The following is a 25,359-nucleotide window of genomic DNA, read 5'->3' as shown; positions in this document are numbered from 1 at the left end:
GGTTAATCGAGGAGGATGTGCGGCTTGACCCTGAAACTCTCATCAGCGTTGGTGAATGCGTAAAACCTCATGCAATCGAGTAAAATTTAGTCGGTTGTGGCTTTTTTCTGGGCATTTGCCGACCGCAATGGTCAACCCGGCACCTGTGTATCTCCATCTGCAATTCAACACCCAGGAATTGTGGCTGGGGGCGATGCGACCGCTGGCTCTGTTGGGACGCAACCCCACCGGCGACCTGGTGGTGGACAATGGCTACACATCCCGGAAACACGCGTGCATTGAATACCGCCAGCAGCAGTTTTATCTGCGGGATGACAGCCTCAATGGCACGTTTGTCCGCCTGGGCGATACGCAGCAGGTGGTGCATATCCAGGGGGAGGAGCTTCTGCTGGGGGAGTGGGGCGAAATTAGTTTGGGATGTCATTTTGACGCAGACCCCCAGGATGTGATTCGGTTTCGGCGCACGACCCATTTGCCGGCGCATCTGGCCGCCCAGGCGGAGACGGCTACCCTGCCGGGGGAGGATACGCTGGCGGTGGTTCCCCTGGCCCGCCGACCCATAACCCAGATTCCCCCGGAACTGCAATTGGTGCCGGTGTTGGAATCGTTGGTGGAGGAGTTGGTGCTTGTCCTCAACCCGGAAGGCATTATTTGTTACCAAAACCCGGCCCTGGCCCAAGTGCTGGGCAAACCGCTGGCGGAAGTGTTGGGGCAGGATTTTTTGCACTTTGTCCATCCCGAAGACCGGCAGCAGTTTGTGGACAGTTACACCCAGGCCTTGTTGCACCATCCCCAGCCCCCCCTGACCGTGGTCGGTCGTCTGCCAGGGGAGCGGCAGGCATGGCAGTCCTATCGCTTTACGGTGCGTCCGTTGCCCCCGACGGCAGGTATGGAGGGTTTATTGCTGACGGCGGCTCCCCCCCAGGCCGGTCCGCCATCCCAGCCCCACCTGATCCGGGGGCGTTATGCCCTGGAGCGGATCTTGGCTGCCGGCAGTTTTTGTACCACCTACTTGGGGCGGGACACCCAGCGACCGGGGGAACCCCGTTGTGTGATCAAGCAGCTCCAGGTGCATCCGCACGACCCGCAGGTGTTGGCGACAGCACGGCGGTTATTTGCCACCGAGGCGGCCACGTTGGAACGGTTGGGGCGCCATGACCAGATTCCCCTGCTGTTGGCCTATGTGGAAGAGAATGAAGCGTTTTACATCATTCAAGACTTTATCGAGGGGCAACCCTTGAGTCGGGAATTGGGGCCAGGAAAGCTGTGGGCGGAACAGGATGTGGTCTGGTTGCTGTGGGAATTGTTGATGATTTTGGATTTTCTCCAGAAGCACAAGGTGATTCACCGGGACATCAAGCCGGACAATATCATTCGGCGGACTCTGGACCGGAAACTGGTGCTGATTGATTTTGGGTCGGTCAAGGTGTTGCCTTCGGCGCTGTCAGGCGAACTGCACCGGCCCAAGGTGACGGTGGCGGTAGGCACACCGGGCTATATGGCACCGGAGCAGGCCTGGGGACAACCGAACCTGACCAGCGACCTGTATGCGGTGGGAGTGATTGCGGTGGAGGCATTAACGGGTCAGTCGCCCCAGACGTTGCCCAAAATCCCCAACACCAACCACTTGGATTGGCAGGGGCAGGTGCGCTGTGGGGCAGCATTACGCGAGGTTTTAGCCGGGTTGCTGGCGGTGGATTGGCAGCGGCGGTTTCCCTCGGCCCGGGTGGCTTTGAAAAAAATTGAGACGCTGTTTGGCCCGCCCCCCCGCAGTACGGATTTTCTCTAAAGGGCGTGCTAAATCCCCGCCCCATCCCAAAATTCGTCAATGGCCCCCTGTTGGGCAGCTACCGTCACCGCTGGGGTTTGGCCTTGGCGCAGAGCCATTATTTGCCGTTCCAATTCCTCAATCCGATCCACCAACACCCGAATCGCCTGGGCTTCCGAATCCGGCAAACGGCCATGCTCTAGGGGTTCCACCGTGGCATCCTTGCAGATCAAGCGCCCAGGCACCCCCACCACCGTGCAGTGGGACGGCACGGAGCGCAACACCACCGAACCCGCACCCACCCGCACATGGTTGCCGATGGTAATGTTCCCCAACACCTTAGCCCCGGCGCCCACAATCACGTGGTCCCCCAAGGTGGGGTGCCGTTTGCCCTTTTCCTTGCCCGTCCCCCCCAGGGTCACCCCCTGGTAAAGCAGACAGTAATCCCCAATCACCGTGGTTTCGCCGATCACCACCCCCATCCCGTGGTCAATAAAAAAGCCCTTGCCGATCTTGGCCCCTGGGTGAATCTCGATACCCGTCAGGAACCGGGCCAGGTGGGAAATCAGCCGGGGAATCAAGGGCAACCGCCACTCGTACAAAGCGTGCGCCAACCGATACAGCAACACCGCATGCCAACCGGGGTAACACAACAGCACCTCCAGGGGGTTGCGCGCCGCCGGGTCCCGCTCGAAAATAATCTGAAAATCACTGATCAGCGTTTCTAACACCCGCATGGCTCCTAGAACGATGGGTCGGGATCGCCTCTATCATAAAGGATGGCCGCCACTTTCCCTTGTGCGGCACCGGGATTTGCGTTACAGTCAAAGGGTACAACAGGCAACTTACCCAAAGGTTTGGCGATGAACTCTGACGCTTCCATTTTACCCGGTTCCCCCGTGCGGGTGGTCAATCCAGGGGACATGTATTACGGGTTTCAAGGGCAGGTGCAACGCATCACCGATGGCCGTGCTGCTGTGTTGTTTGAAGGGGGAAATTGGGATAAATTGGTCACGTTCCGGCTGGAAGATTTGGCGCCGGCCGATGCTACCAAGAAATGACTAAGTGGAATGGTGTCATCAAAAACAGGGCGAATACGTGGCGAACCATGTGTCCTTGTCTCGCTTTCGCCCACGGTTCACCCCTTGCACCAAAGCCTCTCCGGCTCACGCTACACGGCAATCTGGGGCAGTGAGGGTCAAGTATTCCATTCCCCCTAGGAATTAGAGGTTATGGGGAGCCTACCGAAACTGTATTGCCGTGAAAGATTGTCAGCAAGTGGTAGAAAATAGGTGTTTGTTGCCGCGGATGATTGAGCCCTCAACAGTGTTGCATCTGCCAATTTTGAGGGTTTGTGCCGACATGTGCATCCAGCCTAATGATCCAAAGTCATCGAGGAGCTGCATGCTGATGGATAGTCGTCTCGCGAGAAAATGCCACACTTTAAGGCACTAATAATCCCTTCATCCCCTTCTCGGACAGGGTTGACAGGTAAAGGGCGAATGTCGCAAACTTGTTTGCAACGACTATATAACCAATTTTCATTAAGCATTTTGCCCGACGTGAATTGATGAACTTTTGTTGCAGCGTGATCAACCTACCCAGGCCACCAGGCAGCAGCACCCCACCTTCTCTATAGACCAATCACATACTTGCGCCATTCCTGGTTGGAACCGCCCCGGAGATGCTTGCTGACTTCAAAATGTAAACTGCTGTGGGGGCGGCGCGGGCGTTGGCGCAGCGTCAAGCGCGCTTCTTCCGGGGTACGGTTGCCTTTTTTGATATTGCAGCGCACACAGGCGGTCACGATATTCTCCCAGGAGTCCGCCCCACCCCTGGACTTGGGGATAACGTGGTCGAGGGTCAAATCCTCACCTGTATAGCCACAGTACTGACAGGTATGCCCATCCCGATGCAGTACATTCCGGCGGGTCAAGGGAATTTCTTTGTGGGGGATGTTCACATAATGCCGCAGGCGGATCACCGTGGGTAGGGGAAAATTGGGATAAATCACCTTGCCGTTGTGCTCCAGTTGTTCCGCTTTACCCTTGAGAAGCAAGACTGCCGCCCGTTTCCAGGTGGTGATATTTAATGGCTCATAGGAAGCATTCAGCACCAAAACCTTTGCCATCACGTCCCCAGGGCAGGATTTGTCAAGATATTAACACATAATTAATGTAACTTAAGCTGCCCTAGAACCGGGTTTAGGAAACGCGGTAGGCATCGGGGCCGCTGCCAAGGGCAAACGCCAGGGAATCACGGGGATTTTTGCCAATGCCCAAAAGATACACCCCCAAGGCCAACCCGGCGATGCCTGAGAGTGCCGCGAACACCTCCTGCCAACCCAACTGGGCCAGCCAAGGGCTAAACAGTGGCCCGGCCAGGGCAATGCCCAGGTCAAACCCCCCCAAGCACAGCCCAAAACTGCGCCCCCGCTCCTGGACATAGGAACGATCCGCAATCAGCGCCGCCATACCGGGGATCAACAACCCCGCCCCCAGCCCTTCCCATACCCCGGCCAGCAACAACCAAGGCACGCCCTGCGCCCACCACAGGGTAACCATCGCCAGCCCATAGCACCCCAAACTGACCGTAATCACCTGCCCGCGCCCCCAGCGGTCCGCCACCTGTCCCAACGTCAACCGCACCGCAAAACTCGCCACCGCCACCGCCGTATAAAACAACCCCGGATTCAGGGGAATCCCTTGGCGCTTAATTAACAGGGGAATAAAAATCTGCAAACTGCCAAACAACAGCCCCACCAGCAAAAACACCAAGGCAGGCGTCCGCAACCGCGGCGTGAGCAACAGTCCCCACGACATTCCCCTTGCAGGCGTTGCCTGTACCCGCGGCGGTTCCTGCACCCCCCAGGTACACAACCCCCAACTTACCGCCCCCAACCCCGCCGACAGGGCAAAAAGCAACCCATACTGCCCCCGCGCCGCCAAAAACCCACCCAGCGCTGGCCCCAGCGCCACCCCCACCGGCTGCGCCAAGGTCATATAGCCCAACACCCGCCCCCGCTGCGCCACCGGCGCCAAATCCGTGACCAAGGCCAAATACCCCGTCGCAAACGCCGCCACACTCAACCCGTGATACACCCGCAACGCCACCAGCGCCGGAATCCCCCGCAACCAGAGATACCCCCAAGGCGCCGTCGCCAACACCCACAACCCCATCTGAATCCCCAGCTTGCGCCCCCGCACATCCGTCAACCGCCCCACCGGCTCCCGAAACAGCAGCATCCCCAGGGCAAACGCCCCGATCACCCAACCAATCTCCCGGTCGCTCGCCCCAATCACCTCAGCCAAATACAAGGGCAAGCTGGGCAACAACAACGTCAACCCCAACCAAAACAGCAGGGCTGACCCAAACAACCGCACCAAATCCCGCCGCACCTACCCCCCTTGAGCCCCCAAAACCGCATTGTTAAGAATTGTATCTTTTGCGCTGGCACGGCCACCGGTCCCTCTGGGCGCAGGTTTACAACCCCCAGGTGTCCGCTGCGCTGGTGGTATCAATCGTCGTCACCCAAGGGCGTTCGGCGGCGGTAAACGGCTCCCACTGCTGCAGTTGTTGCGGCAATAACTCCGCCGTCGCATCGGCAATATCCCCCGTGCGGGACGCAAGACGGGCCTGCAGCACCTCGATGGGGGCTTGGACATGGATGATCCGCAACGCCACCGGCAAATCGCGCACCGCCGCCAACACCTGCTGGCGTAACCCCACCCGGTCGTATTTCGCATCCAGAACCACCGACTGCCCCGCCGATAACAAAGCCAACCCCAAGCGCAGCAATTCCCCATAGGTGCGCTCGGTCATCAACGGCGTGTAAAGTTCCGTCCCCCCTTTGGCCGCCAGCGGCACCCCCGCCAAATGTTTCCGCACCGCATCCGAACGCAGATGAATCGCCCCGTACTTTTGACTGAGATACCGAGCCACCGTGGATTTGCCCGCCCCGGAGACCCCCGCCATCACCCACAACCGCGGCGTGGCCCGCCGGCTGTAACCCCAAGCCGCCCGATAGTAGTGAATCGCCGTCGTTTTCGCCGCCTCTTGCACCGCCGGTGGCGCGCCCGGATCACTGGCCAAAAACGAATTCACCTTGGCGCGAATATAGGCCCGCACACTGCAATAAAAAGGCAGCAAACGGGCCGCCAAATAATCCCCCGTCCATTCCAAATAGCGATTCAAAAAGGCATAGGCCAAATCCCGCCTCCCGCGAAATTCCAAATCCATCACCAAAAAAGCCACATCATACGCCCCATCAATCAGGCGAAATTCCTCATTAAATTCAATACAATCAAACACACAAATGCGACCCTGGAAAAAACAGATATTTCCCAGGTGCAAATCCCCGTGACACTCGCGAATTTTTCCCGCCGTTTGCCGCTCGATAAACCAATCCCGATGCCGGGTTAGATAATGATTGGTAAACGCCTGAATTTCCTGAAACTCCTGGGTTAGCCCCCACGCCTGCACATAGCCGGTCGTCGCCGCATAATTGCTATCCACCACCTGCTGGATCATCGCCAGGGAACCAAACTGGGTGATGTAGTCATTGGTCGGCGCTGCCTGGTGAAATTGGGCAATTTGGGTCGCCAACAATTCCAAGTCCGCCACCGTCAACCGCCCCTGGGCAAAACAAGCCAACCACACATCCTCCTGACGAAATTGCCGCATTTGCACCGCGTACTCTACCACCTCGCCCGTCCCGGCCAAAGCGTATTCCCCTTGGGCATTGCGGGTAATGGGCACCACCGCCACATACAGTTCTGGCGCCAACCGCTGATTTAACCGCAATTCCTCGTAGCAATAGGTTTGGCGTTTGGCCAGGGTGGAAAAATCCAAAAACCCAAAATTCACCGGTTTTTTCACCTTATAGGCGTAATCCCCCGTCAAGACCACCCAGGAAATATGGGTCTGGTAGAGCGAAATTTCCCCCACCGGATGGGGATAAAATTCCGGCTGCTGCATCTTTTGGAGCAAGGAGGGAAGCGGCTCAGCCATGCACCACCAACACCGCACAAGGGGCGTCTGCCACCACCTGGGCGCTCACCGACCGCCGCAAAATCCGCTCCAACCCCGTCAACCCCCGACTGCCAATCACAATCAACTCCGCCCCCATCGCCGCCGCCCAGGTGACGATCTCCGTAGCCGGGTCACCGGTTAGCACTTTGGCCCGACAATCGCAAGGCAAGATGCGGCGACAAAACGCCACATAAGCCGCCAAATCCGGTTCGGGATGGGGAATATCCGCGGGCGTATCCGGGGTTGGGGGCGTCTGCACATAGACCAATTCCACCTGGCCGTCTGGCGCCACCTGCAACCAATCCAGGCGTTGGAGCACCCCTTGGGTCACCCCCGAACCATCCACCGCCACCAAAACCTTGCGCAGCATCAGGTATCCAACCGTAGCCGTACCGATTCCGCATGGGAGGGCAACCCTTCCGCTGCCGCCAGCAGCATCACCGCCGCGCCCAACTGCCGCAACGCCGCTGGGGAAGCTGCAACCAGATTGCTGGCCTTGAGGAAGGTCTCGACGCCCAAGCCAGAACTATAGCGGGCCGCGCCCCCCGTCGGCAAGGTGTGGTTGGGGCCAGCCAGGTAATCCCCCAGGGCTTCCGGGGTGTGGTGCCCAAGGAAAATCGCCCCGGCATGGCGAATCTGCGGCAACAACTCCCAAGGTTCGGCCACCGCCAACTCCAGATGCTCTGGGGCAAATTCATTGGCCAGGGCCGCCGCCTGCGCCAGGGATTCCACCACCACCACCAACCCGTAATGGGCAATGGCTTTTTCCGTCAAAAGGCGGCGGGGATGCTGTTCCAACTGGGCCGCCACCGCCTGCACCACCGCCTGGGCCAGCTCCGCATCCGGCGTCAGCAAAATCGCCGCCGCCAAGGGGTCATGCTCTGCCTGGGCCAGCAAATCCGCCGCAATGTGGGGGGCTTTGGCCGTGCTATCGGCAATAATCACCACCTCCGAAGGCCCCGCCAGCCCGTCAATGCCCACCCGGCCATAGACCTGCTTTTTCGCCAAGGTGACATAGATATTGCCAGGCCCGGTGATCACATCCACCCGCGGAATCGTCTCCGTGCCAAAGGCCAAGGCCGCAATCGCCTGCGCCCCGCCAATCCGGTAAATTTCCTGCACCCCACATTCTTGCGCCGCCACCAACACCGCCGGATGCACCGCCCCTTGGGCCCCTGGGGGCGTCACCAACACCACCCGTTCTACCCCAGCAACCTTCGCCGGGATACAATTCATCAACACCGTACTGGGATAGGCCGCCCGCCCCCCCGGCACATAGACCCCCGCCCGTTCCACCGCCGTATAGCGCTTCCCCAACACCATGCCATCCGGGGCAAAATGCACCCAGGTCTGGGGCACCCGTTGCCGGTGAAATTCCGTAATGCGTTGGTGGGCCAGACGAATTGCCGCCAGCAATTCCGGAGATACCTGCTGGTAGGCCGCATCCAACTGCGAACCGGACACCAAAAAATCCGCCGGCGTCAACTCCTGCTGGTCAAACTGGCGAGTGTACTCCACCACCGCCTGATCCCCCCGCTGTTGCACCTGGGCGAGAATTTCCCGCACCTGTTCTGCCTGCACGTGGACATCCGCCAACCGCTGGGCAATCCGCCCCAACTCCGCCTTGGCCTCCGCCCCCTGGGTGACCACACGTAACATCATCGGGTTGACCCCCGCTTTGTGTCTTTTCCCTGTTCTAGCTTAATCCGCCCGCCCCGCAGGGCAGTTGGTTAAGTCCTGTTAAGCGTTTTGCCGACCCTTGACATAGCGGTTTGAGATGCTTTATCTTAGTAAAGCACTTTGTCGGTGAATCAGGGCAACAGGTGCCCAAGTCGTTCTTGGGGTAACGGGTGTGGCTAATATCAAATCTGCCATCAAGCGGGTGAAAATTGCCGAGCGGAACCGTTTGCGCAACAAAGCTTATAAATCGGCGGTCAAAACCTTGATGAAGAAATGTCTGCTGGCGGTGCAAGCGGGGGAGGCCGCGCAGGCGGAATTAGCCTTGCGGGCGGCCTACAGCAAAATTGACAAGGCTGTCAAGCGGGGGGTGCTCCACCCGAACAATGGGGCGCGCAAGAAGGCGCGGCTGGCGCGCAAAGTAAAACAGTTAACTGCCGCGGTAGAAACGGTTGCTCCTTCGGCCTAGCCCTTATGCCGCCTCTGGTGGATACCCATGTGCATCTTAATTTTCCCGAGTTCGCCGGCGAGGAGCGGGAGTTGCAGCGGCGGTGGCGGGCAGCAGGGGTGGTGGGGTTGGTGCATTCTTGCGTGACGCCGGCAGAGTTCCCCCAGATTCAGGCTCTGGTGCGGCGCATGCCGGAGTTGAGTTGTGCGGTGGGGTTACATCCACTGGAGGCGCAGCGATGGGGGCGGGAGGTATGGCAGGCGATTGAGGCGGGGATTGCCCAAGGCGAGCGGGTGGTGGCGGTGGGCGAAACCGGCTTGGACTATTACAAAGCCAGCAATCGCACCGAGCAGGAACGGGCCTTTTGGGAGCAGTTGCTGCTGGCGCAGGCCCACGATTTGGCGGTAATCCTTCACTGTCGGGAGGCGGCTTTACCGATGCGGGAGCTGTTGGGGAAATTTTGGGCGCAGCAGGGCGCGGTGCGGGGCGTCATGCATTGTTGGAGCGGCACACCGGAGGAGATGCAATGGTTTTTGGAATTGGGGTTGTATATCAGTTTCAGCGGCATCGTCACCTTCAAAAATGCCCAGGCGGTGCAGGCCTGTGCGGCGGTGGTGCCTGCGGCGCAGGTGTTGGTGGAGACGGATTGCCCGTTTTTGGCGCCCGTGCCCCATCGGGGGCAGCGCAATGAACCGGCCTATGTCCTGCCGGTGGCCGAGAAGGTGGCGGCCCTGCGGGGGGAATCCCTGGCGCAGGTGGCGCAGCAGACGACGGCCAATGCCCAGCGTTTATTTCGTTTGCCGGTGGCGGTTGCTTAATGTTGTTTAGGGGATGGTGCTATGAGTGGGTATGATACCTCGTTTTTGTTGCCGGATTTGATTGAAATTCAACGGGCGAGTTTCCGTTGGTTTCTGGAGGAGGGGCTGATTGAGGAGTTAAAAAATTTTTCGCCCATCACCGACTATACCGGGAAAATCGAACTGCATTTTTTGGGGGAGCAGTACAAACTCAAGCGCCCCAAATATGACGTGGAGGAGGCCAAGCGGCGGGATGCGACCTATGCGGTGCAGGTGTATGTCCCGGCCCAGTTGATGAATAAAGAAACCGGGGAAATTATCACCCAGGAGGTGTTTATTGGGGATTTGCCGTTGATGACGGATCGGGGGACCTTTATTATCAACGGGGCCGAGCGGGTGATTGTCAACCAAATTGTCCGCAGTCCGGGGATTTATTACAAGGAGGATAAGGATAAGAATAACCGCCGGACCTACAGCGCCAGTTTGATTCCGAGCCGGGGGGCCTGGCTGAAATTTGAAACGGACAAAAACGATTTGATGTGGGTGCGGATTGACAAAACCCGCAAGTTGTCCCTGATGGTGCTCCTGAAGGCCATGGGGCTGTCGGACAACGAAATTTTCGACAGTTTGCGCTACCCGGATTATCTGCGCAAAACGGTGGAAAAGGAGGGGAATCCCACCGAAGAAGAGGCGCTGTTGGAGCTGTACCGGAAATTGCGTCCGGGGGAACCGCCGACGGTCGCCGGGGGGGAACAGTTGTTGTATTCCCGGTTTTTTGACCCGAAGCGCTACGACCTGGGCAAGGTGGGGCGGCACAAGCTGAATAAGAAGTTGGAATTGGCGGTGCCGGAGGAAATTCGGGTGTTGACCCGGGATGACATTCTCAAGGCGGTGAATTATTTGATCAATTTGGAGCACGGCACGGGGGAAGTTGATGACATTGACCACCTGGGCAACCGGCGGGTGCGCTCGGTGGGGGAATTGTTGCAAAACCAGGTGCGGGTGGGGTTAAACCGGCTGGAGCGGATTATCAAAGACCGGATGACCAGCGCGGAGACAGAACGCCTGACGCCGGTGAATCTGGTGAACCCCAAGCCGTTGGTGGCGGCGATTAAGGAGTTTTTTGGCTCCAGCCAGCTTTCCCAGTTTATGGACCAGACCAATCCCCTGGCGGAGTTGACCCACAAGCGGCGGATCAGCGCCCTGGGGCCGGGGGGGTTGAGCCGGGAACGGGCGGGGTTTGCGGTGCGGGATATTCACCCGTCCCACTACGGGCGGATTTGCCCGATTGAGACCCCAGAAGGCCCCAATGCGGGGTTAATTGGTTCGCTGGCGACCTACGCGCGGGTGAACCAGTACGGGTTTATTGAGACGCCGTTTTACCGGGTCGAGCATGGGCGGATTCGCCGGGATTTGCCGCCGGTGTATATGACGGCTGACCAAGAGGACGAGCGGCGGGTGGCGCCGGGGGACATTCGGGCGGACGAGCAGGGGAATATCCTTGAGCCGCTGGTCACGGTGCGCTACAACCGGGCGGTGACCCAGTGCGAGCGGGAGGAAGTGGAATTTGTGGCCGTGTCGCCGGTGCAGGTGGTGTCGGTGGCGACCTCGCTGATTCCCTTTTTGGAGCACGACGATGCCAACCGTGCCCTGATGGGTTCGAATATGCAGCGGCAGGCGGTGCCTTTGTTGCGTCCCGAACGGCCTTTGGTGGGAACGGGGTTGGAGGCCCAGGCGGCCCGCGATTCGGGGATGGTGGCGGTGAGCCGCACGGAGGGGGAGGTGACCTACGTGGATGCGGAAAAGGTTGTGGTGCGCAGTCCCCAAGGGACGGAGATCACCTACCCGTTGCAGAAATACCAGCGTTCCAACCAGGACACCTGTATCAACCAACGTCCGCTGGTGCATGTGGGGGACCGGGTGCAGCCGGGGCAGGTGTTGGCCGACGGGGCGGCGACCGAAGGGGGCGAGTTGGCCTTGGGGCGGAATGTGCTGGTGGCCTACATGCCCTGGGAGGGGTACAACTACGAGGATGCGATTCTCATCTCCGAGCGCCTGGTGGCCGAGGATGTTTACACCACCATCCACGTAGAAAAGTACGAAATTGAGGCCCGGCAGACCAAGCTGGGGCCGGAGGAAATCACCCGGGAAATTCCCAACGTGGGGGAAGATGCCCTGGCGCAGTTGGACGAAAACGGCATCATCCGGGTGGGAGCCTGGGTGGAGGCCGGGGATATTTTGGTGGGGAAGGTGACGCCCAAGGGGGAATCGGACCAGCCGCCGGAAGAAAAACTGCTGCGGGCGATCTTTGGGGAAAAGGCGCGGGATGTGCGGGACAATTCCCTGCGGGTGCCCAACGGAGAAAAGGGCCGGGTGGTGGACGTGCGGGTGTTTAACAAGGACTATAAAGACGAGTTGCCCCCCGGCGTGAACATGGTGGTGCGGGTGTATGTGGCCCAGAAACGGAAAATCCAGGTGGGGGACAAAATGGCCGGGCGGCACGGCAACAAGGGAATTATTTCCCGGATTTTGCCCCGCCAGGATATGCCCTATCTGCCGGACGGGACGCCCATTGATATCGTGTTGAACCCGCTGGGGGTGCCGTCGCGGATGAATGTGGGACAGGTGTTTGAATGTCTGTTGGGGTTGGCCGGGTTGCATTTGGGCAAGCGGTTCAAGCTGATTCCTTTTGATGAGATGTACGGCCCGGAGGCTTCCCGGCGGCTGGTGCACAGCAAGTTGCAGGAGGCGGCGCGGCAGACGGGCAAATCCTGGCTGTTTAACCCGGCCCATCCCGGCAAGGTGAAGTTGATCGATGGCCGCACGGGTGAACCGTTTGACCAGCCGGTCACGGTGGGGTGCGCCTATATGTTGAAGCTGGTGCATTTGGTGGACGACAAGATGCACGCCCGTTCCACCGGCCCCTACTCGCTGGTGACCCAGCAGCCCTTGGGGGGGAAAGCCCAGCAGGGCGGGCAGCGGTTTGGGGAAATGGAGGTGTGGGCCTTGGAAGCCTTTGGGGTGGCGCACATTTTGCAGGAGTTGCTCACGGTCAAATCCGACGACACCCGCGGGCGCAACGAAGCCCTCAATGCCATTGTCAAGGGGCGGCCCATCCCCGAACCGGGCACTCCGGAGTCGTTTAAGGTGTTGATGCGCGAGCTGCAATCCCTGTGCATTGACATTGCCGCCTACAAGACCCGGGAAGACCCGGAGACGGGAGAAACGATTGTCGAGGAAGTGGATTTGATGGCCGACCCAGCCAGTGCGCGCCGCGTCCCGACCCGCCCGACGGCCTACGAATCCCTGGGGCGGGACGAGGACGAGGACTAGAGGGGCCAAAGGAACGAGCTCATGCCAATCGACTGCATGGAGGAAGCGTATGACCCGGACGGATGCAGGGCATTTTGACTACGTGAAAATTCGCATTGCCTCCCCGGAACGGATTCGCCAGTGGGGGGAGCGGGTACTTCCCAACGGCCAGGTGGTGGGGGAGGTGACCAAGCCGGAGACGATCAACTACCGCACCCTCAAGCCGGAAATGGATGGCCTGTTTTGCGAGCGGATTTTTGGGCCGGTCAAGGACTGGGAATGCCACTGTGGCAAGTACAAGAAGGTGCGTTATCGGGGGATTGTCTGCGAGCGCTGCGGGGTGGAGGTGACCGAATCGCGGGTGCGCCGTCACCGCATGGGGTATATCAAATTGGCGGCGCCCGTGACCCACGTGTGGTACCTCAAGGGGATTCCCAGTTACATTTCCATCCTGTTGGATATGCCCCTGCGGGATGTGGAGCAGGTGGTGTATTTCAACGCCTACGTGGTCTTGAATCCGGGGAATGCGGAAAACCTCACCTACAAGCAACTGCTGACCGAAGACCAGCGGCTGGAGATCGAGGAGGAACTCTACCGGGAGGATACGCAGCTTACGGGGGTGGAAATCGGGTTTGGCGCCGAGGCCATTAAGCGCCTGTTGCAGGATTTGGACCGGGAGCAGGACGGGCGCCGGGGTTTGGAAATCGAGGCGGAAAACCTGCGCCAGGAGATTGCCACCGCCAAGGGACAGCGCAAACCCAAGCTGATCAAGCGGCTGCGGGTGATTGACAGTTTTATTGCCACGGGGGCGAAACCGGAGTGGATGGTGTTGGATGTGATCCCGGTGATCCCGCCGGATTTGCGCCCGATGGTGCAACTGGATGGGGGCCGGTTTGCCACCTCGGATTTGAATGACCTGTACCGGCGGGTGATCAACCGCAACAACCGGCTGGCCCGGTTGCAGGAAATTCTCGCCCCGGAAATCATCATCCGCAACGAAAAACGGATGTTGCAGGAGGCGGTGGATGCCCTGATTGACAATGGCCGCCGGGGACGCACGGTGGTCGGCCCCAACAACCGGCCCCTGAAATCCCTATCGGACATCATCGAGGGTAAGCAGGGGCGGTTCCGGCAAAACCTGCTGGGGAAACGGGTGGACTACTCCGGGCGCTCGGTGATCGTGGTGGGACCGAAGCTGAAACTGTACCAGTGCGGGCTGCCGCGGGAGATGGCGATTGAACTGTTCCAGCCTTTTGTGATCCACCGGTTGATCCATTTGGGGATTGTCAACAACATCAAGGCGGCCAAGAAAAAAATCCAGCGGGAGGACCCGGATGTGTGGGATATTTTGGAGGAGGTGATCCAGGGGCATCCGATTCTCCTCAACCGCGCCCCCACGCTGCACCGGCTGGGGATTCAGGCGTTTGAGCCGATTTTGGTGGAGGGGCGGGCGATCCAACTGCATCCTTTGGTCTGCCCGGCCTTTAATGCGGACTTTGACGGGGACCAGATGGCGGTGCACGTGCCCCTGTCGTTGGAAGCCCAGGCGGAGGCCCGGATTCTGATGCTGGCATCGGGGAATTTGCTGTCCCCGGCTACGGGTCAGCCGATTGTGGCCCCCAGTCAGGACATGGTGCTGGGCGCTTATTATCTCACGGCGGAAAATCCGGCGCCTCAAAAGGGGCAAGGCCGTCACTTTGCCAACATGAACGATGTGATTTTGGCCTATGAGCAAAAGCAGGTGGATTTGCACGCCTGGATTTGGCTGCGCTACGACGGCGAGGTGGAGGTCGAACCCCCAGACCGCAAAAAAGGCATTGGGGAGGAAACCCTGATTCGCAGCGAAACCTTCACCCGCAGCGACGGCGTGACGGAAACCCTGGAGGTGTACGGCCAAAAACGCCGGGGGGACCGCATCCACGAAACCCGCAAAATCCGCCGCACCAGCCAGGGGTATCAAGTGCAGTACATTTACACCACACCTGGCCGGGTGATTTTTAACAAAACCATTCACGATGCCTTAATGGCCACCCCGGTTTGAAGGGGTGCCGTGGGGCTGTTGACCATGACTGAATCCATGTGTTCGGAGGTATGCACCATGAACCAACCCGTCCCCCGTCCCCTCTTTCGCAACAAGGTGATCGGCAAAAACCAGTTGAAGGAACTGATTGGCTGGGCGTTTAGCCGCTATGGCACGGCCCGCACCGCCCAGATGGCCGACTGTATCAAAACGATGGGGTTCCGGTACGCCACCCAGGCGGGGGTCTCCATCAGTATTGAGGATTTGCGGGTGCCCCCCAGCAAGCCGCAGTTGTTGCAACAGGCAGAAGAGACGATTCAAATCACCAAGGAGCGCTACGACCGGGGGGAAATCACCAAGGTCGAGCAGTTCCAAAAGGTGATCGACACCTGGAATGCCACCAGCGAGACGCTCAAGGACGATATGATGCGCAATTTTGAAGAGACCGACCCCCTGAATCCCGTGTACATGATGGCTACATCGGGGGCGCGGGGGAATGTCTCCCAGGTGCGGCAGTTGGTGGGGATGCGGGGTCTGATGGCCGACCCCAATGGGGAGATCATCGAGCAGCCGATTAAGGCCAACTTCCGGGAGGGGTTGACCGTCACCGATTACATCATTTCGTCTTACGGCGCCCGCAAAGGGTTGGTGGATACGGCCTTGCGGACGGCGGATTCGGGGTATTTGACGCGCCGACTGGTGGATGTGGCCCAGGACCTGATCATTCGGGAGACAGACTGTGGCACCCAGCGGGGGATCATGTTGCGCACCTTGCAGGTGGGGGACCGGCAGATTTCTCTGGAAGAGCGGTTGGTGGGGCGGGTAGCGGCGCGGGATGTGCTGCACCCGCAGACCCAGGAAGTCCTGGTGGCGCGCAACCAGTGCATTGACCACGAGTTGGCCAAGGCGATTGTCAAGGCGGGGATAACCGAGGTGATGGTGCGTTCCCCCTTGACCTGCGAGGCCAGCCATTCCATTTGCCAATACTGCTACGGCTGGAGTTTGGCGCACGGCCAGTTGGTGGATTTGGGGGAAGCCATCGGGATTATTGCCGCCCAGTCGATTGGGGAACCGGGCACCCAGTTGACGATGCGCACCTTCCACACGGGTGGGGTCTTTACGGGCGAGGTGGCGGAACTGACCCGCGCCCCCTTTGCAGGGGTGGTGGAATTCGGCAGTGATGTCCCTACCCGTCCCTATCGCACCCGGCACGGGGATGAGGCCCTGGTGGCGGAAGGGGATACGGTGTTGCGGTTGGTGGGCGAGACGGAGACGCGGGAATTTCCCTTGGCCAAAGGCAGTATTCTCCTAGCCCCGCCGGGAACCCAGGTACGGCCAGGGCAGGTGTTGGCCGAAAAGCCGGTTGCCAGCCGCACCCGCCGCACCGTCGAAAAAGCTACGCGGGATGTATCTACGGATATTCCCGGCGAGGTGTACTGCGCCGATTTGTTGGTGGAAGAAAAGCAGGACCGCAGTGCGGGCAGCGACGGGCAGGCGGCCACGATTCGCAGTACCCAGCGGGCCGGGTTGATCTGGGTGCTGGCGGGCGAAGTGTACAACTTGCCCCCTGGGGCGGTGCCGGTGGTGCAGCCAGGGCAGGTGATTGGGCCGGAAACGGTGCTATCGCGGACGGATTTGGTCAGCGAGCACGGGGGTTTGGTGCGCCTGAGCCAGGGGGAAAATCACCGGGGCAGCCGGGAGATCAAAATCATTACCTCGTCGGTGCTGCTGGACCAGGCCAAGGTGATCAAAGAAACCCTGCACGGGAGCGAGCATTACGTGCTGGAGACGGCCACCGGCCAACGGTTTGCCCTCAAGGTGAGTCCGGGGAGCAAAGTGACGCACGGGGCGGTGGTGGCGGAATTGCAAGATACGCGTTACCGCACCCAGATGGGGGGGATTGTCCGCTACAGCGCCGGGTTGGAGACGGTACGCAAGGGGCGGGGCAAGCAGGGGTATGAGGTGACCAAAGGCGGCATTCTCCTGTGGATTCCCGAAGAGACCCACGAGGTCAACAAAGACAGTTCCCTGCTGTTGGTGGCCCCGGGGGAGGTGGTCGAGCCGGGGACGGAAATTGTCAAAGACATCTTCTGCCACAACCGGGGCGTGGTGGAAGTGGTGGAGAAAAACGACATTCTCCGGGAGGTGATCATTAAACCAGGGACGCTCTACCTGGTGGATGACCCCAACCTGGCCAGCGAGCGGCATCAGACCTTTGCCCATCCGGGGGAAACCATTTTGCCGGGGGTGCAGGTGGAGGCATTCAGCTATCTTGAGCAGGTGGAAGATGCCGCTGGCGTGGTGATCGGGCTGTTGGTGCGCCCGGTGGTGGAGTACGCCATTGCCGACGAACCGGCGGTGCCCAGCCAGGAAGCCAGGCACGAATCCGGGGGGGGGATTCGCCTGCGGGCGGTGCAGCGGTTGGGTTACAAAGACGGGGAGCGGGTGAAATCCAAAGAAGGGGTGGAATTGCTCCGCACCCAACTGGTGTTGGAAATCGGCGAAAATGCCCCGCAACTGGCGGCTGATATTGAATTGGTGCCCGATAGCCAAGACGAGAGCATCACCCGGTTACAGTTGGTGATTCTGGAATCTTTGGTGGTGCGGGCGGACGAAGAGGCCGACCAAATCCAGGGCCGCACCGAGACGCAAATTTTGGTGCACGAAGGCCAGGTCATTCCCCCCGGTTCTCCTGTGGCCCGCACGGTCATGCTCAGCCGTACCGGGGGCGTGGTCGGGCGGATTGTCCAGGAAGGGGGCAGCACCCGCAAGATGGTGGTGATTACCGACGACGACCAGTTCCGGGTGCCCCTCAACGGCGCTCGTCCCCAGGTGCAGGTGGGGCAAATGGTGCGTACCGGCGACCCCCTGGCGCCGGGCGTGACCACGCCAGAATGCGGGCAGGTGGTGGCCATTGCCGACGACCAGGTCACCCTGCGGTTGGCGCGTCCCTACTTGGCTTCGGCGGGCGCGACCGTGCACGTGGCGCATGGGGATTTGGTGCAGCGCAACGAGCGGTTGGTGACGCTGGTGTTTGAGCGGGTAAAAAACAGCGACATCATCCAGGGGTTGCCCCGGATTGAGGAACTCCTGGAGGCCCGCAAACCCAAAGACGCTTGCCATCTGGCCCGCCGTCCCGGCCAAGTCCAGGTCATCCGCCGCCCGGACGACACCTATCAAATCAAAATCATCGCCAGCGATGGCACGGTGGTCAATGACATTACGACCGACCCAGGGCAAAACCCGGTGGTGGCCGACGGGGAAATGGTGCAGGCAGGCGACCCCCTCACCGACGGCCCGGTCAACCCCCACGAACTGCTGGAGTTGTTCTATGAACTCTACCGGGAGACCGAATCCCCCTACGAGGCCTGCCGTCGCAGTTTGGAGAAGGTGCAAACCTATCTGGTCAACGAGGTGCAGGGGGTCTATCGCAACCAGGGAATCGAAATTTCCGACAAACACATCGAGGTCGTGGTGCGCCAGATGACCTCGAAGGTGGTGATTGAAGACGGGGGGGATACCATGCGGCTCCCGGGGGAAATGATGACCCTGCGGGAAATCGAAAGCCTCAACAATACGGTGCCCGGCGCTCCGGCCCAGTACAGCCCCCGCCTGATGGGGATCACCAAGGCGGCTTTGAACACCGACAGCTTCATTTCCGCCGCCAGCTTCCAGGAAACCACCAAGGTGCTTACGGAAGCGGCCATCGAAGGGCGGGTGGACTACCTGCGGGGGTTAAAAGAAAACGTGATCATCGGGCGGCTGATTCCGGCGGGGACGGGCTTTTTTGCCGAAAGCGCCAGCGGCTATCGCCACCGCACGGTGGAGGCCCCAGAAAGCGAAGCCGAACCCCCGGTGCGGCGCGAAGACATGGTGGACGACTCCACCGACCCCCGGCAAGTGCTCCTCGACGCCGAAGACGAATAACGCCCCCGATGGCGCAGGCGTTGGTGACCGGGGCGACCGGGTTTGTGGGGGCGAACCTGGTGCGTCTGTTGCTCCAGCAGGGGCATCGGGTGCGGGTGCTGGTGCGTCCCCACAGTTCCCAGCGCAATCTGGCGGGGTTAGCCGTAGAGCGGGTGACCGGCGACCTGTTTAGCCCGGAATTGCCAGAGTACCTACGCGGGTGCGATGTGCTGTTTCACGTGGCCGCCTGCTATTCCCTCTGGCAGAAAGATAAGGATGACCTCTATCGCACCAACGTCCTGGGCACGCGCCGGGTACTGCAAGCGGCCCGCATAGCAGGCGTGCCCCGCACCGTTTACACCAGTTCCGTGGCCGCCATTGGGGTAGGCCCGCGGGGGCAAGCGGTGGACGAAACCCACCAAAGCCCGGTAGCAGCGCTCATCGGCCATTACAAAAAGTCGAAATACTGGGCAGAACAGGAGGCCCAGCAGGCGGCGCAATCTGGGCAGGAGGTGGTGATTGTCAACCCCACGACCCCCATTGGCCCCTGGGACGCCAAACCGACACCCACCGGGGAAATCATCTTGCGGTTTTTGCGGCGCCAAATGCCTGCCTATGTAAATACAGGTTTGAATTTCATCCCGGTGCAGGATGTGGCCTGGGGGCATCTATTGGCCTGGCACAAGGGTCAATCCGGGCGTCGCTACATTCTGGGGCATACCAATTTATCCCTGCGGGCTTTTTTGCACAAACTGGCGCAGATTACGGGGTTGCCGGCGCCCCGTTGGTCCATCCCCGTGCAGATTCCCCTGGCGGTGGCCTGGGTGGATGAAATCCTGTTGGGGGCGCTGGGGAAAAAACCGAGCCTGGCCCTAGACGGGGTGCGCATGGCGCAACAAACCATGTATTACAATGCCCAGCGAGCCGTGCAGGAATTGGGGTTGCCGCAGACCGATCTAGACCAGGCGATTCGGGAAGCGGTCGCTTGGTTTCGCCAGGAGGGGATGGTTGAATGCCCAAATTATTAATTGCCGCCAGTGGCACGGGTGGGCATCTGTTTCCCGCTTTGGCCGTCGCCCAGGCACTCCCCACCTGGCAGATTGAGTGGCTGGGGGTGCCGGATCGCCTGGAACGTCACCTGGTGCCATCTGTTTATCCCCTGCATCCGGTGCGGTTGTCCGGATGGCCGGGGGGGCTGAACCGCCGCACCCTCAAGGTTTTGGGGGAATTGCTGACGGCCACGTGGCAGGTACGGCGCTTGCTGCAAGCGGGGCAGTTTGACTGTGTGTTTACCACCGGCGGGTACATTGCGGCTCCGGCGATTGTGGCGGCCCGTTCCCTGGGCATCCCCGTCGTTTTGCACGAAGCCAATGCCCTGCCTGGCAAGGTCACCCGTTGGTTGGGGCGCTGGTGTGCGGTGGTCGCGCTGGGATTTGCGGAAGCACAAGCCCATTTGCCCCGGCACCCAACCGTAGTCGTGGGCACGCCGGTACGCCCCGATTTTCGCCACTGCACCACCACCGCGACAGCCGTCATTCCCCCGGAGGCGTTTGTGGTGCTGGTCACCGGTGGCAGCCAAGGGGCGGTGCGTTTGAACCAACTGGTGCGTCCCTGTGTGCCAGGCTGGGTGGCGCGCGGCTGGTGGGTGGTGCATCAAACCGGCGACCAGGACCCAGCCTACGGCAGCTACACCCATCCGCAGTACGTGGAACGGGCCTTTTTCCCCGACATCGCTGCTTGGATGGCCCGGGCGCAGGTGGTGGTCGCACGGGCAGGCGCAGGCACCCTGAGCGAATTAGCCCTGTTGGGAAAACCGGCGATTTTGGTTCCCTACCCTTGGGCAGCAGACGACCACCAGCAGTACAACGCCAATATCTTTGCCAAACAAGGTGCTGCCATTGTCAAACAACAATCGGCGTTAACCCCAACGGAGCTGGATGCCTTGCTCACGGAACTGGCTACCGATGCCCAGCGGTTGACCCGGATGAGCCAAGCCATGGCAGCGTTGGCCGTGCCGGACAGTGCCCAGCGGGTGGCAGAGGTGTTAGCGGCGTTACCGGTTCAGCGCCCCAAAAGCCCTCATCCATTAATCTAAAAACCAGACCGTCCAGACCTAGAATCGTGTCGCCCATGTACTCCGTAAGGTTTGTCCGTTCTGTTTGTCAAGAGATTCAAAAACTTCCAGTCCAACATTAGGTAGTGCTATCCAAGTAATGCTTCATTATAGTGATGGATGAAATTAAAGATGATATAGCTAGGTAGGCTAAGGTTGTCGCCTGAAGATTCATGGCGACGCCATTGTGGGGCTACGCCCAGCGACCCATATCATGTCAACCTTTGTATGCTTAGCTATACCAATGGGATTTTCTAAGTTTTTGGAGAACGATAAAGTTTTCCGGTCAGGGTGCCGAATTTGTTGCCTCAAGGGATTGTTTAATCGCTCAATATCGGAAGTTTTCCCACTATAGCTAGGTAGGTTAAGGTTGTCGCCTTAAGATTCATGGCTACGCCGGGAAACCAATGTGGAACTACGCCCAGCGACCCATATCATGTCAACCTTTGTATGCTTAGCTATACCTTTGGAAACCCTTTCGTCTTGTTTTAGAGGGATCACCTCCCGCTAGGCTTGCCAAAATTCTGTGTAAAACTTAGCCTGGTTGCGCCAAACCCTGGGTAGCCGTCGCCACAGTTTTTTAGCTGTCTCAATACCCCTCTTGATAATTGCATGATTTGCTTAATTTGCTTAAGTAATTTGGTACAGGCCTCCTGCTCCTAAATAAAGACAATTTCTGTACTTAGTACAGAAGTTTACCACCTGATTTTAGAAACTATAGCGTACCTGGTGAAAAATTTTGGGGCTACTTGGGAACTTTAGTAGAGGTGGCTCCGTCACGGGCTATCAGCCGTCTCCCTGGCGTTTGCGTCTGCAGCCTCAATGCTCCAGAGGATACGGTTTGGTGATTTCTGTCACAGGGTGCGTTGGGCGAATGTGCTTACATGGAAGTAAGCTGTTCCCCGGCACGAACAGTCAGATTTCACCTTTGCCAAGCTGTTTCTCGTCGTCTGTACATCCTCAATTCTCGCGGAGTATATGACTATGGCTCGTCCTCGTCAGAAGCGTTCTTCCTGGCCTCAGTTCCGTCCGGGTGTCATTTCCTGGTTGCTGAGCGTGTATTGCCGGAGCAAATCTAATAGCGGGTTTATTCTACCGACGGCCACCCTGTTGATTGTGGTGGCTTTTTTGATCATGATGAGTTTGCTGGCGCGGACGGCAAACCGGGTGGCCCAGGTGGCCGGGCAACGGGAACGGATTGCCGTAGAAGGCCCCTCGTCGGAATCCATTGACCGGGCGCGGGCGAAATTGGAATATTTGCTTACCCAGGGCTGGAGCGAGTTACCGAGAGACCCTAGCGAACAGGATTTTGAAGACTTCTTGGGCAACCGGCTGCGGGAGGGTGGGGAGATTCGTCCTCGCAAGTCCGATGACCCCTACACCTTGCCCGATGAAATCCGTTGTGGCGCGCAAAACGGGGATTGTTTGAATGCCGGGGCAGCGTTTACGCCGGATGGGATTGCACCCACATGGGCTTATCGGGTGGATTTGAATGGCAATGGGACGGTGAACGACCCGGCAGACGGAATAGCAGTTTACAGCATCGTTGGGCGGGTGTTTCGGGGGAACAAGAGTGCTGTGCCTTTCGAGGGCAAGGAGCACTTAAAGAAGCGGAGTGACCGGGCGGCTCATTTTGTGGTGAATAATGCGCCGGTCAAGGCGGAGGCGGCAAATGCCTTTTGCGAGGGTGCCACAGGTGGTGCCCAGGGTGAAGTGAGTGACAAAGGGCGGTTTTTGACCAGGAGTAGTGCCGAAGAAGTCAAGAATTTCCAGATTTATGCGCTGACGATTCCGAACCGCCCCGACAATGCGAATTTGACCAGCCATGCGGTGGTATTTCAACAGGATCGTGTGTTAACGGGGGCAAACAAGTGGGGGGCCTATTTCCGCTATGACTTGGAGATATTCCCCGGGCCGCAATTTAACTGGAATGGGGCGATGCACACGGAGGGCACGCTCTTTGTGACTGCCGGCAGAGGGTTTACCAGTTATTTAATCAGTGCACCCAATTCGTGCTACTACTTACCGCCACTCAACTCGCAAATTTCGGCGCGGGGTCTGTTTATGACTGGCTCCAACCGGGATAACGAGAATAACCCTGGAAATTCGCAGGTGCATTTACAACCGGCGGGACGGATTGCGCCAACCCAATTCATTCAGTTAGCAACCAGAGGGGGATTTCCGAACCCGACTGGGCCAGGAACGTTTAATAGTCAAGATGCAGTCCGGGACAACCCTGAGGTTCGGCCGGTAGATGTGTCCATGGATCCGCTGTATCTTCTGACCAATAATCTGCCGGTGCCCCGCAGAACAGAAGGGGGTAGGCGGGACTATAGCATCTACAAGGATGAAAACTGGGGCGGAGCATTGGCTTCCCGGATTCAAATTAGTAAGTGTGAAGCGCCACCTTATGTGGACGACACGTACCGGGCCGATAACCGTTTGGGGCCAAAACCCTCATACGAGCGCGACAGTTGTGAAATGGGGGCGCAAACATGGAGAGGCAACGCTGGAGATTTGATTACCAATAAACCGGAGTGGACGACCAATGAACCGCCACCGAATGACCCAGATGGCTATGGTCTGGATGGGTACTGGGAACGGCGTGCCCTGGGTCAGGGGATGAAGGTGATCGTCGGCCAACGGCTGGAACTCGGCAATGTCGGGGTCTGGGGCGGCTGGCGGACGTTTGGTGATCGTAACAACTGGACGAACGATACTTGGCGACAGTGGGCTGGTATCGGGGGAGCGGCTGTTCCTGGTACTGCGGAAAGAAGGATCTATCAACCCACCACGACTCCCTATTTTTCGGGGACAGTGCCGCCGTACAGTCAGGAAATCTTTGGGTTGCTGTTCCGTCCGCGGCCTACGATTGCAGGAACTATTCCGGCTCCGGGGGCGGCAGACCCGCTGTATCCACCGGCGGTTTTGGCAACGGAGTTTGGGGGGGAAACGCCGTATGACTTTCGTAATTCGGGAGTTCCGGGGCCTACATTTAACACATCACGGTTGATTGAACAGTTGAACCGGCGCACCCAGCGGGACAATTTGGCGGCGGTGCAGGCGGCAGCAGTTTACCATCACAAGGCGCCCGACCGCACGTTGCCCCTGCTGTGTCTGTCGAGTACGATTCATCCGGGGACAGAGGCGAGCTATCTCAATAGCATTACGTTTGGGGACCCGGTGAGTCCGGCTTCGCCGACTAAAATTAATGAAGTGACCCGCTATCCGAGCAGCAATGCCAACTACGTGCGTCCTCCCCAGACGCAACGCCTGTTTCCTGAGGCGGACTTTTTCACCGGGCGGGGGACGGCGAACATGGAGTATGGGGATGGCGGCAACCCGGATGCTCCCCCGTTTGAGGTGGCGGATTTTGAGCGGGGGACGTCCCTGAGGAAGGTGCTGACGAATTTGGCGCAGTTTGCCGGGGACCCGAATGGGGCGTTTCCCCCGTTGCAGGCGCCGCCGGGGAGTCGTCAGGTCTATCCTGACCCGGTGCTGACGATGTGGGGGGATTTCTCCAATCTGCGCCGCACCATCGCGACCTTGGAGAGAGGTACGAGCTACGCTGAGCTGTCACCTGCGGATCAGGCCAACCTGCACACGGCAGGCTGTACCATGAGCCTGTTGGCAACGAATGTGCATCACTATTTGGCATTTCCGTTCTATCTGAGTCAGGGAGGCGAAAGACCGCATAATAACGATTCTACTGGGCTTCTCCCACCTCCCAACACAGACCAAGGTTCGCCCCTGCAAATTGACTTGCAACGGTTGGGAAATGTGTTGCGGCAGTTGCAGGACGGGAATCCGGCGACGTTAGGGGAAATCGGGTTTAATATACCTGGTTTTCCTGATTTGAGTTTTGTTCCCTTGAACAACAGTAATGGGCCTTGTACGAATATCAACACCATCAACCCCAACTGTTACAACATCCCCGCTGAGTATTACATTGCTGCTCTGGCCAAGATTCGGGATTCTAAACTGCACAGTACTAATCCCGATTCAGAGTACCAGCGGTGGAATCGGTTGGTGTATCTGGCGCGGATGGTGAATACCCGGTTGCAGATTGTGCGGGATCGGACCTACGGGTTCCGGGAGTACGTACCGGGGCAGTGGATTGGTGTGGAGACTGTGCCGACCAATGATCATCAAGGTAACGGGACTGATCCGGCCAACAACCAACGCTTGGCCTACACCTTCTTGACTGAATCAGCCACTGGACCTTACAGGAGGGGGGTCACGATTGATTTGCCCTGTGATCTGAGTCTGGCGGACATTAGATATTTC

General features: G+C 59.1%; 15 protein-coding genes and 1 pseudogene. 10 read left to right on the top strand and 6 right to left on the bottom strand.

The window, feature by feature from the left end; translation table 11 throughout:
* The first annotated feature begins 127 nt into the window (after positions 1-127).
* Positions 128-1,789: a protein kinase domain-containing protein gene (locus tag ACWISF_RS01010; RefSeq protein ID WP_448379735.1), complete on the top strand. Its 1,662-nt coding sequence runs from the start codon at positions 128-130 to the stop codon at positions 1,787-1,789.
* A gap of 8 nt (positions 1,790-1,797) precedes the next feature.
* On the opposite strand, the gene cysE is transcribed toward ACWISF_RS01010, so the two are convergent.
* Positions 1,798-2,499, bottom strand: coding sequence for a serine O-acetyltransferase (gene cysE, locus ACWISF_RS01005; RefSeq protein WP_448379734.1), 702 nt, complete (start codon positions 2,497-2,499; stop codon positions 1,798-1,800).
* A gap of 132 nt (positions 2,500-2,631) precedes the next feature.
* Here cysE and ACWISF_RS01000 point away from each other — a divergent pair, with 132 nt between their 5' ends.
* Positions 2,632-2,829: an NAD(P)H dehydrogenase subunit NdhS gene (locus ACWISF_RS01000; RefSeq protein WP_448379733.1), complete on the top strand. Its 198-nt coding sequence runs from the start codon at positions 2,632-2,634 to the stop codon at positions 2,827-2,829.
* Positions 2,830-3,401: 572 nt separating this feature from the next.
* Here the strand turns inward: ACWISF_RS01000 and ACWISF_RS00995 are convergent.
* From ACWISF_RS00995 to hisD, 5 genes are all read right to left on the bottom strand, one after another.
* The gene (locus ACWISF_RS00995; protein WP_448379732.1) at positions 3,402-3,899 is read right to left on the bottom strand and encodes an HNH endonuclease; all 498 of its coding nucleotides are present in this window, start codon (positions 3,897-3,899) and stop codon (positions 3,402-3,404) included.
* A gap of 73 nt (positions 3,900-3,972) precedes the next feature.
* Positions 3,973-5,166, bottom strand: coding sequence for an MFS transporter (locus ACWISF_RS00990; protein WP_448379731.1), 1,194 nt, complete (start codon positions 5,164-5,166; stop codon positions 3,973-3,975).
* 85 nt (positions 5,167-5,251) lie between these two features.
* Positions 5,252-6,778: a bifunctional aminoglycoside phosphotransferase/ATP-binding protein gene (locus tag ACWISF_RS00985; protein WP_448379730.1), complete on the bottom strand. Its 1,527-nt coding sequence runs from the start codon at positions 6,776-6,778 to the stop codon at positions 5,252-5,254.
* Complete coding sequence (locus ACWISF_RS00980) at positions 6,771-7,169, bottom strand: universal stress protein (protein WP_448379729.1); 399 nt, start codon at positions 7,167-7,169, stop codon at positions 6,771-6,773. Before ACWISF_RS00980 ends, ACWISF_RS00985 begins: the two co-directional genes overlap by 8 nt.
* Positions 7,169-8,458 carry a histidinol dehydrogenase gene (hisD, locus tag ACWISF_RS00975; protein ID WP_448379745.1) on the bottom strand — a complete coding sequence of 430 codons (1,290 nt, stop codon included), beginning with the start codon at positions 8,456-8,458 and terminating at the stop codon, positions 7,169-7,171. Before hisD ends, ACWISF_RS00980 begins: the two co-directional genes overlap by 1 nt.
* A gap of 193 nt (positions 8,459-8,651) precedes the next feature.
* Here hisD and rpsT point away from each other — a divergent pair, with 193 nt between their 5' ends.
* The 8 genes and pseudogenes from rpsT to ACWISF_RS00935 form a co-directional block, all read left to right on the top strand.
* Positions 8,652-8,945 carry a 30S ribosomal protein S20 gene (gene rpsT / locus ACWISF_RS00970; RefSeq protein WP_448379728.1) on the top strand — a complete coding sequence of 98 codons (294 nt, stop codon included), beginning with the start codon at positions 8,652-8,654 and terminating at the stop codon, positions 8,943-8,945.
* 5 nt (positions 8,946-8,950) lie between these two features.
* On the top strand, positions 8,951-9,742 hold the full coding sequence (locus ACWISF_RS00965) for a TatD family hydrolase (RefSeq protein WP_448379727.1): 792 nt from the start codon (positions 8,951-8,953) through the stop codon (positions 9,740-9,742).
* Between the two features lie 21 nt (positions 9,743-9,763).
* Entirely contained in the window at positions 9,764-13,054 is a 3,291-nt protein-coding gene (gene rpoB, locus ACWISF_RS00960; protein WP_448379726.1) for a DNA-directed RNA polymerase subunit beta, read from the top strand.
* Between the two features lie 49 nt (positions 13,055-13,103).
* On the top strand, positions 13,104-15,074 hold the full coding sequence (locus tag ACWISF_RS00955) for a DNA-directed RNA polymerase subunit gamma (RefSeq protein WP_448379725.1): 1,971 nt from the start codon (positions 13,104-13,106) through the stop codon (positions 15,072-15,074).
* A gap of 24 nt (positions 15,075-15,098) precedes the next feature.
* Positions 15,099-18,980 carry a DNA-directed RNA polymerase subunit beta'' gene (locus tag ACWISF_RS00950; protein ID WP_448379724.1) on the top strand — a complete coding sequence of 1,294 codons (3,882 nt, stop codon included), beginning with the start codon at positions 15,099-15,101 and terminating at the stop codon, positions 18,978-18,980.
* An 8-nt stretch (positions 18,981-18,988) separates the two neighbouring features.
* The gene (gene hpnA, locus ACWISF_RS00945; protein WP_448379723.1) at positions 18,989-19,987 is read left to right on the top strand and encodes a hopanoid-associated sugar epimerase; all 999 of its coding nucleotides are present in this window, start codon (positions 18,989-18,991) and stop codon (positions 19,985-19,987) included.
* The gene (gene murG, locus ACWISF_RS00940) at positions 19,972-21,054 is read left to right on the top strand and encodes an undecaprenyldiphospho-muramoylpentapeptide beta-N-acetylglucosaminyltransferase (RefSeq protein WP_448379722.1); all 1,083 of its coding nucleotides are present in this window, start codon (positions 19,972-19,974) and stop codon (positions 21,052-21,054) included. The genes hpnA and murG overlap by 16 nt, the downstream gene beginning before the upstream one ends.
* A 1,002-nt stretch (positions 21,055-22,056) precedes the next feature.
* Positions 22,057-25,359, top strand: a pseudogene (locus tag ACWISF_RS00935) (hypothetical protein); the annotation flags it as partial.

It is taken from the genome of Gloeomargarita sp., from assembly GCF_053491055.1.
This window is presented reverse-complemented; position numbering and strand designations above follow the sequence as displayed.

What these genes read in the sequence shown, in the direction of transcription:
- ACWISF_RS01010 (WP_448379735.1), top strand. Translation starts at nt 128, where the DNA reads ATGGTCAACCCGGCACCTGTGTATCTCCATCTGCAATTCAACACCCAG.
- ACWISF_RS01000 (WP_448379733.1), top strand. Translation starts at nt 2,632, where the DNA reads ATGAACTCTGACGCTTCCATTTTACCCGGTTCCCCCGTGCGGGTGGTC.
- ACWISF_RS00995 (WP_448379732.1), bottom strand. Translation starts at nt 3,899, where the DNA reads ATGGCAAAGGTTTTGGTGCTGAATGCTTCCTATGAGCCATTAAATATC.
- ACWISF_RS00985 (WP_448379730.1), bottom strand. Translation starts at nt 6,778, where the DNA reads ATGGCTGAGCCGCTTCCCTCCTTGCTCCAAAAGATGCAGCAGCCGGAA.
- ACWISF_RS00980 (WP_448379729.1), bottom strand. Translation starts at nt 7,169, where the DNA reads ATGCTGCGCAAGGTTTTGGTGGCGGTGGATGGTTCGGGGGTGACCCAA.
- hisD (WP_448379745.1), bottom strand. Translation starts at nt 8,458, where the DNA reads ATGTTACGTGTGGTCACCCAGGGGGCGGAGGCCAAGGCGGAGTTGGGG.
- ACWISF_RS00965 (WP_448379727.1), top strand. Translation starts at nt 8,951, where the DNA reads ATGCCGCCTCTGGTGGATACCCATGTGCATCTTAATTTTCCCGAGTTC.
- rpoB (WP_448379726.1), top strand. Translation starts at nt 9,764, where the DNA reads ATGAGTGGGTATGATACCTCGTTTTTGTTGCCGGATTTGATTGAAATT.
- ACWISF_RS00955 (WP_448379725.1), top strand. Translation starts at nt 13,104, where the DNA reads ATGACCCGGACGGATGCAGGGCATTTTGACTACGTGAAAATTCGCATT.
- ACWISF_RS00950 (WP_448379724.1), top strand. Translation starts at nt 15,099, where the DNA reads ATGACTGAATCCATGTGTTCGGAGGTATGCACCATGAACCAACCCGTC.
- hpnA (WP_448379723.1), top strand. Translation starts at nt 18,989, where the DNA reads ATGGCGCAGGCGTTGGTGACCGGGGCGACCGGGTTTGTGGGGGCGAAC.
- murG (WP_448379722.1), top strand. Translation starts at nt 19,972, where the DNA reads ATGCCCAAATTATTAATTGCCGCCAGTGGCACGGGTGGGCATCTGTTT.